This window comes from Citrobacter sp. Cm046 (genome assembly GCF_030333065.1).
Classification (GTDB): Bacteria; Pseudomonadota; Gammaproteobacteria; order Enterobacterales; family Enterobacteriaceae; genus Citrobacter; species Citrobacter murliniae.
In genome coordinates this window covers 19,706-31,855 of record NZ_JAOWGP010000037.1, presented here as the reverse complement: position 1 = coordinate 31,855, position 12,150 = coordinate 19,706, and the positions used below count along the sequence as shown (strand labels likewise).

12 protein-coding genes and 1 pseudogene are annotated in these 12,150 nt (G+C 48.2%); 5 read left to right on the top strand and 8 right to left on the bottom strand.

Features of this window, described 5'->3' with window-relative positions; all coding sequences use genetic code 11:
• Positions 1-79 precede the first annotated feature (79 nt).
• Complete coding sequence (locus tag OGX98_RS08900; protein ID WP_286595134.1) at positions 80-379, top strand: hypothetical protein; 300 nt, start codon at positions 80-82, stop codon at positions 377-379.
• A 518-nt stretch (positions 380-897) separates the two neighbouring features.
• On the opposite strand, the gene OGX98_RS08895 is transcribed toward OGX98_RS08900, so the two are convergent.
• The 3 genes and pseudogenes from OGX98_RS08895 to OGX98_RS08885 form a co-directional block, all read right to left on the bottom strand.
• Positions 898-1,140 (bottom strand): hypothetical protein, encoded by a 243-nt coding sequence (locus OGX98_RS08895; protein ID WP_286595133.1) that lies wholly within the window; start codon positions 1,138-1,140, stop codon positions 898-900.
• Positions 1,141-1,502: 362 nt separating this feature from the next.
• A pseudogene (locus tag OGX98_RS08890) lies at positions 1,503-3,142 on the bottom strand (class I SAM-dependent methyltransferase).
• A 7-nt stretch (positions 3,143-3,149) separates the two neighbouring features.
• On the bottom strand, positions 3,150-3,407 hold the full coding sequence (locus tag OGX98_RS08885) for a YjhX family toxin (protein ID WP_045442392.1): 258 nt from the start codon (positions 3,405-3,407) through the stop codon (positions 3,150-3,152).
• 546 nt (positions 3,408-3,953) lie between these two features.
• On the opposite strand from OGX98_RS08885, the gene OGX98_RS08880 reads away from it, so the two are divergent.
• A complete protein-coding gene (locus tag OGX98_RS08880) occupies positions 3,954-4,406 on the top strand; it encodes an SgcJ/EcaC family oxidoreductase (protein WP_045442394.1) in 453 nt (150 codons plus the stop codon).
• Positions 4,407-4,610: 204 nt separating this feature from the next.
• Positions 4,611-4,916 carry a hypothetical protein gene (locus OGX98_RS08875; RefSeq protein WP_045442396.1) on the top strand — a complete coding sequence of 102 codons (306 nt, stop codon included), beginning with the start codon at positions 4,611-4,613 and terminating at the stop codon, positions 4,914-4,916.
• A gap of 221 nt (positions 4,917-5,137) precedes the next feature.
• Here OGX98_RS08875 and OGX98_RS08870 read toward each other — a convergent pair whose 3' ends face one another.
• Positions 5,138-5,521, bottom strand: a complete 384-nt coding sequence (locus OGX98_RS08870) for a cupin domain-containing protein (protein WP_048221534.1) — start codon at positions 5,519-5,521, stop codon at positions 5,138-5,140.
• Positions 5,522-5,744: 223 nt separating this feature from the next.
• Between OGX98_RS08870 and OGX98_RS08865 the strand changes: the two genes are divergently transcribed.
• Together OGX98_RS08865 and OGX98_RS08860 are read left to right on the top strand one after the other, a co-directional pair.
• On the top strand, positions 5,745-5,936 hold the full coding sequence (locus OGX98_RS08865) for a hypothetical protein (RefSeq protein WP_045442408.1): 192 nt from the start codon (positions 5,745-5,747) through the stop codon (positions 5,934-5,936).
• 68 nt (positions 5,937-6,004) lie between these two features.
• Positions 6,005-7,045 carry a hypothetical protein gene (locus OGX98_RS08860; RefSeq protein ID WP_286595132.1) on the top strand — a complete coding sequence of 347 codons (1,041 nt, stop codon included), beginning with the start codon at positions 6,005-6,007 and terminating at the stop codon, positions 7,043-7,045.
• A gap of 22 nt (positions 7,046-7,067) precedes the next feature.
• Here the strand turns inward: OGX98_RS08860 and fos are convergent, their stop codons facing one another.
• The 4 genes from fos to OGX98_RS08840 form a co-directional block, all read right to left on the bottom strand.
• Positions 7,068-7,466 (bottom strand): fosfomycin resistance glutathione transferase, encoded by a 399-nt coding sequence (gene fos / locus OGX98_RS08855; protein WP_200011765.1) that lies wholly within the window; start codon positions 7,464-7,466, stop codon positions 7,068-7,070.
• 31 nt (positions 7,467-7,497) lie between these two features.
• A complete protein-coding gene (locus OGX98_RS08850; RefSeq protein WP_045442414.1) occupies positions 7,498-9,282 on the bottom strand; it encodes a diguanylate cyclase in 1,785 nt (594 codons plus the stop codon).
• 117 nt (positions 9,283-9,399) lie between these two features.
• On the bottom strand, positions 9,400-10,509 hold the full coding sequence (locus OGX98_RS08845; RefSeq protein WP_045442417.1) for an AI-2E family transporter: 1,110 nt from the start codon (positions 10,507-10,509) through the stop codon (positions 9,400-9,402).
• A 177-nt stretch (positions 10,510-10,686) separates the two neighbouring features.
• Positions 10,687-11,769: an FUSC family protein gene (locus OGX98_RS08840; RefSeq protein ID WP_286595131.1), complete on the bottom strand. Its 1,083-nt coding sequence runs from the start codon at positions 11,767-11,769 to the stop codon at positions 10,687-10,689.
• Positions 11,770-12,150: the final 381 nt, after the last annotated feature.

Here is a 12,150-nt window from a genome sequence, read left to right as displayed (position 1 = left end):
GAGGCGCTGGTAAACGTGGCGATACATTTTTACACTAATGCTCTGACACTGTAGGTAACCTCTTGCGCAAGGATACATTTTGAAAAGAAAGCTTCGTCAGCGCAATCAGCGCTGGCTATCCATTCAACTGCGACGTGCGAAAAATGAGGGACTGCCATTTAGCTTTTTTATTTATTTCCCTTCCATGCGGGCTGCAACATGCAATGGGGAGCGGCTCAAGCGGCGTGGTCTCATTAGGCCAGACTGGCACCGGGCACTGTTTCATCAGGGATGGGGAGAAGTGCCGATGGTAGGTCCTGGCGGTGATATTTACTGGTTTATAGGTTTCGATAAAGAGCAAGTTCCCATTGAGTTTCAGTCGGTGTGGCGGGACGAGTAGCTTCTCTTGATTCTCTTCTCTCGATCCAATCTTCTGCTTTTTAGCAGACTCATTAAGTCAGCTCGAATAATTTATACTGCGGACGTGAAATAAGCTTCCATCCCAGCAATTGTTGGATTATCCCCGCATAATGCCCGATAGATTTTATCGACGTCCGCTCCTGACATTTTGCTGCCATGAGATTGCATATGCTGCGCGGGCCAGAACCCAGGCCCAATCGGAACTGCAGAGAATGCGATAGAAGGGCTTCACGCGGCATTTTACAAATTCAAGAATGTCTGCTTCGCTCATCGCTGAGGCCTTAGAAGGATATTCAGGTCCCCAATCATCATAGAGTTCGTCGTATATGCTGTAAAACTTCCAGCAGATGTTGCTAAAGATACGGGAGCTCGGAGATAAGTGAAACGCTGGGATTTGATGCAGCCGTAATTCTACTTCTTTGGAAGTACCGGCATTCATCAGAAACCAGGCTTTGATCCTTAGCCACGTAATTGCACTCGCGCTGATGCTGGGTATAACTATGTTTTTTCAAGCATATATGCATGAAGGTAGCGCTCAATTTCATCTGAATCAGGATGTTTATCTAAATTGAGGGAGGCTAAAATTAACAATGATTCAGAACTATTGCCGGAGAGTAGTTCTCTTTCTGCCCACTCAATGATCATTTTGTCGTAATCATCGACGCGATAAGCTTCGAAAGCTTCACCAACCGTTTTCAAACAAAGAATTTCGTGTAGGTCATGTTTGTATTTATTTTCCATAACATCATTTAATCCATGTTGTTAAGAGGGGTAAAAGTATGCTTTCGTTGAGATGATCCGGTACAAAATGAGCGTACTTTATTGTCACCCTAATGTCTGTATGTTCAAGTGTAGTGGTCGCCCAAAATTAGGCCTCGGCATGAGAGATTTCTAGAACTACTAAAAGTCTGCTATTGGTACGAAGCGAACAAGTTACCTGAGCTGAAGGTCCGCAGTGAGCAAATAGCAGATGTTAGTGTTGACTGTGGGTTAGCATACCAACGCCATCTTAAATGACTCTGAGGTGTCTGCTAAACCAGGGCGATTCACTTGCCTGCGTCAACTGGTATAGCTTTTCAGCTATACCAGTGTCCTCCTTCAAATTAACGTGGCATTAATGCAAATACGCCCCAACCCAAATACTCTCTCGTCCATCTAACATGGCGTATGGGAGCTATCGTCAGTTCTGCCCGAACGTCTTTCGCAAAGTCATCGTCTGGGTTTTCTTCCAGCCACCGGCGCATGGTCATCCACTTCGCGGCTTCATACCTGTCCCAACCCTCCTGGTCCGCCAGCACCATTTCTACTACGTCATAGCCTTGTTCATCAAAAGACGATACCAGTTCGGGAAGAGGGATAAAATCAGCCACGGACGAGACGCCACAGGCTTCGGCGATCTCCTCCGTGGCTGGGACATGACGCCAGTACGGTTCCCCGATGAGAATAATTCCTCCAGGCCTGAGGCTCTTTGCCAGCAATTTAATCGTCCCGACGACGCCACCTGCAATCCAGGTGGCACCGATGCAGGCCGCTATGTCACATTTTGTATCAACAACGTAACCGGCCGCGTCGTTATGAATAAAATGGACTCGTTCGCTGACGCCGAGTTCATCTGCACGTCGTTTTGCCTGCGCGGTGAAGAGGGGACTCATGTCAATGCCGACGCCGGTAATACCATAATCGCGCGCCCAGGTGCAGAGCATCTCACCCGAACCGCTGCCGAGATCGAGAATACTCGTACCCGGCTTCATACGTAACATGTGGCCCAGCGTGGCATACTTTTCTGGTGTGAACGGGTTATGAATGCGGTGTTCACTTTCGCTAATGGTAAAAATACGTGGGATATCCATTAGTTAATTCCTTTTATCGATGGCGTATTCAGCGGGTTTTGTTCACAGGGGTTAGCTTTTTCAGCCAGCAGAGCAAATAGCTTGCCAGCAAACGTCTCGCTGACCGGCCACTCTGCACTGTCCGGGCACTGTTTTATGCTAAGGCCCGCGTTAGCGAGCAGGCTGGTATATTCATCACCATGCCAGGCCTTCATTTGACTGCCGAACCGGGTAGCTCGACCATTCGCCTCTATTGCCCAGAACCGTGTTGAACTGATTTGTGCCTCTTCATCCCAACTGTTTTCGGTCAACAACAGATGAGGAACAGCAAGGAACAATCCCTGTGGACAACGCTGCCAGTTCGCAGGCGCCATACCCTGACGTTTAACTTCATCGTAGGTATGAGCCTCAATGAGCATCCTGCCACCTGGTACCAGCCATCGCCCACAGTTGCTGATGAGGGAGCAAGTGTCTGATGCGCTGAATACGTTCAGTTCCCCAAAGGTCATCATGATGAAATCGAACGGATCATCCGGGCTGTATGTTCGGATATCCTGTTGGATGTATTCAATATTCAGACCGGAGATTTGCGCCTGCTGGCATGCCCATTGGATGGATGCCGGTGAAAAGTCCACTCCTGTGCAGCTAAAACCGCGCTCCGCTAACAGGCGGGTATAAAAACCAGGGCCGCAGCCGAGATCAAGAATGCGTGCCCCATCAGGTAACTGGCGGGCAATCCACGCTATCTGTTGTTCAATTACGGTCAGTCTGCGGCTTGCCCAGTCATGTTCCTGCGACAAATGATTTTCCAGCATACGCTGGCTAAAAGCGGGTTCGTCCCAGGGGATTTTGTCTTCATCCGGTGACAGCTGTATGTGACCCGCGGTAAAAATAATGCTATCGATATCCATCATCCTCTCCTTAACGGTTATCGGACTGGGCGCGAACATTGTTCAGCCCGGTGGTATTAATGCGGTAGGGCTGACCATTGACGGATTTAATCAGTTTTTTTGTTTTGAGTTTTTTGAAGACGGCGAGCGTACAGTCTGCGAGCAAAAGTCCTTCGCGACTGTAGCATTCAACAGAGGTAACGCGGCCTGACGAATCACGGACGTGCGCAATACGCCCACCTTTGGCGAGAACGTGTAAGGTACGTTGTTCCTGACGGGATAAATTCATACTGGAAAACCTGTTTAATCATCATGTGCAAAACGTGCAAACACACAGCGGTGTCCGCATACAATTTCGGCGCATTGATAATCAGTCCGGCCTGAAAAGGTCGGGAAGCTGATTATCGGATGATTACATTCTCCAGCATCAAAGCCTCGGATTGAGTTGATAGGTATTTACGGCGTGAATGATAACACCTGGTTTTTGTAAGTGAATAACCAGGTCTGAAAAGTGTGATCCCGAAGGGAGCCTGTAGTTCATTCAAGCCAGTGGAGTGTATGAACCTGCTGAATATGTTCAAACGCGCGGGCGCTCAGAAAGCGTGCAATTGCTGAACTATAATAATGAAGGTAGTTAAACCACGCTATACAAGCGATGTTAACCAGAAATCTCTAAATATTTCATTGTATTAAATACCTTTCCCCTTCATGGGAACGTTATCTATCTCTCTCCGTGTCTGCTGATGATTTCCACTGGAATGGCATGCAGTTTGATTTTCAACCTGGTTATCAATGACGTTTTCATTGTCGTATAACCGCTAATGGAATGATTAGTATGAATAAATTACCAGGTCTTGCTGTTTCACTTACTATTCTGACAGCTCCCGTTTTTGCTGCACCAGCTCCCGACTGTGTGAAGGTGAATGAAGCTCAAATCGAAGCCCTGTTTGATAAGTGGAACGAGTCGCTGAAAACGGGCGACGCGAAGACAGTTTCTGAAAACTATCTTAGTGATGCGGTATTGTTACCTACAGTATCCAATAAAGCCCGTTTAACGGATGCTGAACGCATTGATTATTTTGAGCATTTTCTTGCGAAGAAACCGACCGGGAAAATCGACACTCGTACCATTCGTCTTGGCTGTAATAAGGCGATAGACACCGGAACTTATACATTTACCTTCGCGGATAAGTCCACAGTTTCAGCGCGTTACACTTTCACCTATGCCTGGGATGGTAAAGAGTGGAAAATTTCTACGCACCATTCTTCGGCTATGCCTGAGGGGTAAAAGACGGAGCAGGGGACGGGAATTGACCGTTCCCTGCAGTGAAACTGATATCCAGGTGATGCACCTGGTTTCCGGGAGCTATAGGGATTGAGTGATGAGAGGTATTGGGGATCGTGCAGAAATTTGTTACGGTTTCAGAGTTGCGAGAAAAACTAATCAGCGATTACCTTACATTCGCTCATCAATCTATTGGAAAATTAAGCGATGGACAACCTGGCCGACTATGTAAATGCAATTAAAAATGGGAAAAATGTCATTTGCATTGAAGAGCTCTGGAATCGAGATGATTTGGCGGAAGTAGAGATCTCCCATATGACCTGGCATCATGATTCAGGGGTCGTTATCAGTTGTATTTGCGAAAATGAGTTGGTTCAACCGCTATCAGACATATGCCCGGAATGCTGTATCAAATGGGGGATTGTTGATGCGGCGGGTCGGGATATCAGACCGCGGGAGAAAACTTTTCGCAGTAAATGCCAGGAGTCGTACTGGCTAAAAATGAATCGCTAAAATTCGCAACCCGTATCAACAACATGTGCGGTATTTTGCGAGTATGGCGGATGGCGGTAATAACCGTGCTGCGGTGAAAATAATCAACTCTATAACACCGCGGCTTTCACTGGCTCAGAAAGGACCATCCGGGGGTTAAACAACGTGCCTGGCTATTGCTGAGTACAGGCTGCATCATTCAACACCCGCTGGTGATACAAAATTCCTCCGTGTCTTTTACATTATGGCGAGTCGTTACAGGCGATGTCTTTATGCCTGGCCCAGTCCACCATTCCCTGGAAATCAACGATGACTACAGATTCATCCCCAACCACCCAGGCATCGTGACCCGGGGGGATGCGTGACAAGTTACCGGGCAGACAATCGAATTCACTACCATCATCCATCTTCACCCGTAGCACCCCGGCAACGTGATACTGAAAGTGAGGGGCTTCACAACTCTTCGTACCTGCGATGGGTTGAACGGATGTAGCCCAACGCCAGCCTGGTTCCAGTACTGCACGGCCGACGATCGCTCCTCCTATATTGAGAAGCTCCAGTCGTCCATGTGGAAATTCGCGAATTTCGTCTGGAATACCGAATGACTTCACTTCTGCTTTGTCCATTGCGCACCTCCTTAGATTGAATACGCGCATGGTCGCACTTAAATTATATCTGCTTTGGTTGTTTTTTGTTCTATTTCTCGAGGGGACAACGTGGTGACGGGATGGTAAATGATTCCTGTCGGGGGCTGGTTTTGACCGTGGTGTTAGTAATGCCAGCGCAGATAGTAGTAAAATATTGCCCTGGTGGTGCTATTGCACGGATTCACTAAACAAGGTTAACTCGATGAAAAACAAACATGCGCTCTCTCTGATGTGTTATCAGATGCTGGAATCTGGCGCGTCTCGCCGTACAGTGAAAAGAGCGCTCACATCCCATCGTGTAAAAGGTCGCCAGGCAGTAGTACTGCTCTGCAAGCAAGAGATGGCGCTGTTGAGATCCGGGAAGATAGCGATACAAAGCACGACAGCCCGGTGAGCCGCCGGTAACTCGTCGGCAGGGTGAACGCCTTAAAATAATTCGCATAATTATCAGGGAAGAAGACCATGACGGAGTATTGGTGGCAGGATCTTTGTGATCGCGATAATAACTGGCTTGGCCTGGAGTTTACCCTCAAGAAGAGTCATAAAGCCGGGCCGGTGATGGATATGCTAAGTGGCCGCTACGGTCGGATGGCGTTGCAGATCTCTGGAGAGACATTATTCTGGGCTTCAATGCTGGAAGATCATTCTGGTGTCTGGGTGGTGTTTAATTCGGAACATTCAGGCCCGCAGGCGTTATTACCTTGCGTAACGTCTGAAGATATTGAACGGATCAAAAGCAAAGGGAAAAGGGCATGGACGAGTGAATGGTGTCGTTATTTTTCTCGTCAATTAATGAATGCGCCAGCGCCACTACTGTCACCTCGCCGTTGGTTACTCAGTCCAATGGCGTTGACCCGACGTTCATCGCCATACTCATTACAACAGTCTCTTCCTGTTAAAAACTGGCGTTTTGACTCTCCTGAAAGCAGCGGTAATTTTGGCTGTCGCTGGACGCTTTACGGTGAAGATTTTCCCGATCTTGTCCAGCCGGAAAAAGTCAGACTGGTCGACTGGTGGTGGGGAAACCATCTGCTACTTGGGCGTTATCCCGTAAGCCCGGATGCCGGCAGGGTTAAATGGTGGCGTAAAAAATCTCGCGAGGGAACATTGCCTCCAGTGCTGGTCTGGTATATCGGCGGGCTGGGAGCGTTTGTGATCCTTGATGGTCATTACCGTTTGCAGGCTGCAGTTAAAGAGGAAATTGCGCCGTCTTTCTTAGTGTTGAGTGAACTTAATGAAAGAGAGTTCCCCTCAGATCCTGTTCACCAGCAACGAATTATGCGGGCGCTGGAAAAGCAACAGCTCAATAATCCTGAGCATCGAATTGCAGCAATAAATCAGACGCTGATAAATCTCTACGATACACGTTATTTTTATACATCAACGCATAGCCGCGCCGTTCTTGGTGAGGGGATACGATGGGCTCAGGAGGTTGATGGCTTTTTGCAAAAATATCACCTGGAAGCTTTCCGGGAAAAGATATTTAAACGGACAAACGCATAGATGGATTGGCGCACGAGTTGCATCAGAAAAACTCCATTTTTTCATAAGGATGTGCTTTGCACTCGTTGAGCCGACTCTCTAAACTACCAATATGTACTTCCAGCTTGTGTCCATCCGGATCCAGAAAGTAAATGGATTGGCCTTCGCTCTTGTTCGACTTCCATTCGACAATGCCGGATGACCGCAGTTTCTCAACGAAATTGGCAAATTTATCGGATTGGATGCTGAATGCGTAGTGGGTATAGTCCAACTGAGGTTTAACGACATCGGCGGAAAGGCATAACCATAGCTCTCCCAGTGAAAGATAGGCCCCGCGACTCCACCTGGCCTGAGGGACAAAACCAAGCTCGTTCACGTAAAAATCAAAACTTCTTGCTACATCACTAACAGCAAGAGTGAGATGGTTTAGTCCTGTCAGCATGTTAAACCCTCATTTCAGGATGGAGAATATTTCAGCCTGCTTCCAGCATACCAAAGCTCACAATACGCGAACGACCCAACTCTTTTGCGCGATAGAGCGCCACGTCTGCGGCACGTAGCAGGTTGTCGCTTTGCGCGTGTTGCGGGTAACTGGCAACGCCGATAGAGACATCAACATGGCCAATATCCGACACGCCAAAACGCAGTGACAGTTCGCGTACGCCGTTGTAAATATCCGTCGCGAGTCGGTTCGCGGCCTCTTCACCCATGCTGGTCAGCAGGACCAGGAACTCTTCGCCGCCGTAGCGAAAGGCCATTCCATTGTCGTGTACAACGCGCTGAATAATGGCAGCGACGCTTTTGATGACGCCGTCACCCGCTTCGTGACCAAAACGGTCATTTATGTTTTTGAAGTGATCGATATCGATCATCAGGCAACTGAGTGGCTCCTGATTGCGTATAGCCTGGCTCATCTGGGTTCGCAGGGTATCTTCCAGATGATGACGGTTGCGCAGACCGGTCAGGGGATCATAGAGCGCCTTTTCCAGCAATGCGTCGCGTAGACGCTGGTTGGCTAAGGCCAGGCCGAGTGCCTCCGCCATCAGTTCCAGATAGGCTCGGGAAGGTGCGCTTTCCTCGCTTAGATTCTGGAATGAGAGCAGACCAATCGCTTCGCCCTGGGCAATCAGCGGCACACACAGCGAGTGATTTTGGCACGATTCCGGCAGATGGTAGCAGGCGATATCCGGCTCACCGTGTACCGGTGGATGGCTCTGCCCACGACGAACTGCCCAGCATTCATCCGGGTGGAAAGCATCCGCTTTGCCCTCAGGTGAAAGCCATTCAGCGACACAGCGCATCTGCCAGGGATCCCGATCAAGGATGTAGAGTCGACCAGCAATCCCGGGCGCAATGTTTGGTGCAAAAAGCTCCGCTACGTTGATCACATCCGCAAAATTCTCGCAACCTTGTAAACGCTGCGTCATACGTGCCAATAATTCGCGTATCGCCCAGTCTGCATCACGCTCTTTCTCCAGTCGCTGTCGCACCAGACCGTTCTCGCGAAAAATTCGGATTGCCTGCGCCATATCTCCGATCTCATCAATCTGGTTGAAATTGGGCGTTTCAACGGCGTAATCCTGTGAAGCCAGTCGGTGAACAACGTCACTGAGGCGCACGACGGGGCGTAGCACGCGGCGTTTTAGAATAAATCCGAGGACAAACAAAAATAACAGCGCCGTCAGTCCAACCATCACTTCTGACAGCGTGCGCAGGGTGCGGGATGCCTGAGTAGCTTCCTGAATCGTGTCGCGAACACGATTGTCGAGTATCTGCCGAAAATGGTCTATCCGATCCTGCGCTCGCTCCAGTTCCTGTTCATAGGCTTTACTGAAGAGCAGGGCGATGGCTTGCTGATCTTCTCCGCGCGCCACGCTGGAAAACGCCATCGCTTGCTCTTCCTGCAATGTATCTACGATTTGTAGCCCTTCATGCAATAGCGCCAATTCTTCGCCCGTTGCCCCGGCGTCTTTCAGGTTCGCCAGCCGGTGCTCAATCTCTTTTAGCGACGTTTCCTTCTGGCGATAGGTGTCCAGGGTGTCAGGGTTTTTAGTGACAGCGTACAAACGGGCCAAATCAGACAGCGACCAGGCGTCGGTTTCCACCTCCCCGGTCAGTTTGTCGAATACATACCGCTGCTCTACCGCCTGGCGTTCGGTATTATCTGCGTTGGACGCCATCAGCATGACGACGCCGGAGACAATGGTCAGACATACCGTCGCGCTATAGGCCCAGTTAGTTATTGTGGCGATTCGCACCTGTGAGTTCCTTTTGCGACGATTAATGAATAAGCATGATTGAAATTATAGGAAACGTATGATTTTGCGTGAAAATAAAAAGGCGACCATTGGCCGCCTTTTGTTATCGTCACACCATTACAAATCTGGAGGATTTTTTCCTTCTTCCATAAACGCTTCGTCGATTCCTTCGGCATTTCCTTCGTGGTCACGACCGGAGAACAGGTTCCAGCTGGCAAGGAACAGCGCGGCAATCAGAGGGCCGATAACAAAACCGTTGATTCCGTAGATCTCCATCCCGCCGAGTGTGGAAATCAGAATCAGGTAGTCAGGCATTTTAGTGTCTTTACCCACCAGTAGCGGGCGCAGGATATTGTCCACCAGACCGACAATAATCACGAAAAATCCGACGATAAACAGCCCCTGCCAAATTTGCTGTGTGGCGAAGAGGAAAATGGCTGCTGGTACCCAGACAATCGCTGAACCAACCGCGGGAACCAGTGAAAGAAACGCCATCAGCGCGCCCCACAGAATGCTACCGTCAATGTCGACTATCGCAAAAGCAATGCCCCCCAGCGTACCCTGAACAACGGCAACCACCGCAGTGCCTTTTACCGTCGCCCGCGTAACGCCGACGAATTTGGCGAACAGATGCTGTTTGGCAAAATCTGAGAGTGGTAACGAATCCAGAATCTGTCGAACCAGATACGGCCCATCCTTCAGCAAGAAAAACAGTAAATACAGCATAATGCCAAAACTGATGGCAAAGCCGAAGGTCCCCTTACCGATCAGGAACGCGCTACCTGCGAGGTACTGCCCGCCCTGTAACGCAATGTCAGAGAGTTTTTTCTGGATCTGCGTGACATTATCGAGATTGTGTTCCGCGAGGAAAGTTCTGGCCCAATCCGGAAGGTACGACAGGATCGAGCTAACCACTTCCGGGAACTGCGTATTGTTCTGTTGCAGCTTGGTGTAAACCACATTCAGTTCAATCGCCAGCGATGACAGGATCACCATCAGAGGGATAAAGACAATCAGACAGATAATACCGATGGTAATCAGCGATGCCAGCCCGTTGCGATCCCCCAGTGCGCTGCGAAGTTTATTTTTCACCGGGTTAAAGATTGTGGTTAATATTGCGGCCCACAGAATCGCGGAAAAGTAGGGGGACAGCACGTCGAAGAACGCCCATGTGACGAGGGCAAGAATGAAAATGAAGAAACCTTTGGTCAGTCCGTTAAATCGCATTAGTGAATCCTGTAACTGAGAAGCAGCCTCGACTATAGAACCGTTCAGCAAATTTACCAACTTTCACTGCGAATACCCGCTAATTTGTGGGGGGATAGGACGTGTGCCAACAGCTATATTATTTCTCGGTCATTTTCCCGGTGAAGAAACTAAATTCATCATTATTGATATATTCAGTCATTTCTCTGTAAGCGCTCTGTTGATTAAAGAAGACAATGTCTCAAGCTGAACAGTGAGTTGTATACTTAACCAGACGTATCCGTGAATCGCGCTTTCCATGACTTCATCACTTTCACAAGAAAGTAAAAGGTCATGTAATTCTTGAGTGATTTCATTCAGACGTTCACTGTTTGAGGCTATTGGTGAGGGGTTTCCTTTATGCAGGGCATGAGCCAGTGCTCTGAGCGTGTGTTGAGTCATTTCCTGCATATCGGAAAGAGCATGGGAGTTTAGAATCAAAAAGCGACTTCTGCGTGAGGCCCAGTGAGCGTTGAGCTGAAATTTTTGTGCGGCAACCATATCACGGGTTATTGACTGAATTTCTTCAAGCAGTTTTATCGGTATCCGGGTTTCATTATTTACTGGCGTGATCAGATTGCGCATTTTGACGACTTTATTCAATGCCCGGGTTTGCAGACTGGTCATTCTGGGAGGATAAAGCACGTTACGCGAGACGCCCGCAGTATTGATTTTTAAATAATCAGATAAAAAATCGGCCAGCTGAATACGCCAGTTAATGAATGCCCTTTGGGGAAGTATGCTGGTAAACAGCATCGCCAGAATACAGCCTAAAATGATATTGGTACTTCGCCATAGTGCTGTTTGCATATCTCCGGCAGGAGCACTGCTAACTACTGCCAGCGTTATCCCTACCAGTAAGGCTGCATATGGACGTTTGCTGATAGCCAAAAAACCACAAAAGAAAGCAGCGCAGCCGCACCACAACAACATTAAGGGTAGAGAATAGACTTCAATGTGTAGTGCGATGATCCCCAGAATCGCTCCTGTTACGGTACCCGCCATGCGTTCAAACGCTCTGGGAATTACGTTGCCCATGTAGCTGACAGGCCCCATAACGACGATAAGTGTAATAAGGGGCCACGAATGATCGGGTAACTTCATCATTCTTATAAGTAAAAAAGTCAAAACAAATGCCACAGCAATGCGTATTCCATGAACCACACGATAGTTGCGGTAAATCTTTAACTCGAGTGAACTAATGGGTCTGTCTCGTTGCACTGAAAAGAATGATTTCGTCATTTCATGTGAGCTTATAAGCGAAGATCATACGCTAAAGAGTATTCATATTTGTTCTGGTTTTTTTACCAGGGAACTGTATACAGATTTGAACTGCATTCATTTTTATATAATGCAGGCAATCAATTGACAATATGTATTAACGAAATGCCAGTATGTAAATGACCAGTGCAATTGCGAGGAATACCCAATATTGCGAGTGATAATGGAAATATTTTTGCATTGAAAGCCTCCTTCTGAGTTGGTCCTTAAGTAATGACAGAACTAAATGTCAACATCAAATATAAAATGGCGATACTCAAATTCTAAATCATTACATAATGTTTCAACTATGAACTGAATGAGAGTAACGAACAAAATAGTTTGTCAACATTGTAATTCTGT

Coding starts and splice junctions, on each gene's coding strand:
- OGX98_RS08895 (WP_286595133.1), bottom strand. CDS start 1,140: ATGGAAAATAAATACAAACATGACCTACACGAAATTCTTTGTTTGAAA.
- OGX98_RS08885 (WP_045442392.1), bottom strand. CDS start 3,407: ATGAATTTATCCCGTCAGGAACAACGTACCTTACACGTTCTCGCCAAA.
- OGX98_RS08880 (WP_045442394.1), top strand. CDS start 3,954: ATGAATAAATTACCAGGTCTTGCTGTTTCACTTACTATTCTGACAGCT.
- OGX98_RS08875 (WP_045442396.1), top strand. CDS start 4,611: ATGGACAACCTGGCCGACTATGTAAATGCAATTAAAAATGGGAAAAAT.
- OGX98_RS08870 (WP_048221534.1), bottom strand. CDS start 5,521: ATGGACAAAGCAGAAGTGAAGTCATTCGGTATTCCAGACGAAATTCGC.
- OGX98_RS08865 (WP_045442408.1), top strand. CDS start 5,745: ATGAAAAACAAACATGCGCTCTCTCTGATGTGTTATCAGATGCTGGAA.
- OGX98_RS08860 (WP_286595132.1), top strand. CDS start 6,005: ATGACGGAGTATTGGTGGCAGGATCTTTGTGATCGCGATAATAACTGG.
- fos (WP_200011765.1), bottom strand. CDS start 7,466: ATGCTGACAGGACTAAACCATCTCACTCTTGCTGTTAGTGATGTAGCA.
- OGX98_RS08845 (WP_045442417.1), bottom strand. CDS start 10,509: ATGCGATTTAACGGACTGACCAAAGGTTTCTTCATTTTCATTCTTGCC.
- OGX98_RS08840 (WP_286595131.1), bottom strand. CDS start 11,769: ATGACGAAATCATTCTTTTCAGTGCAACGAGACAGACCCATTAGTTCA.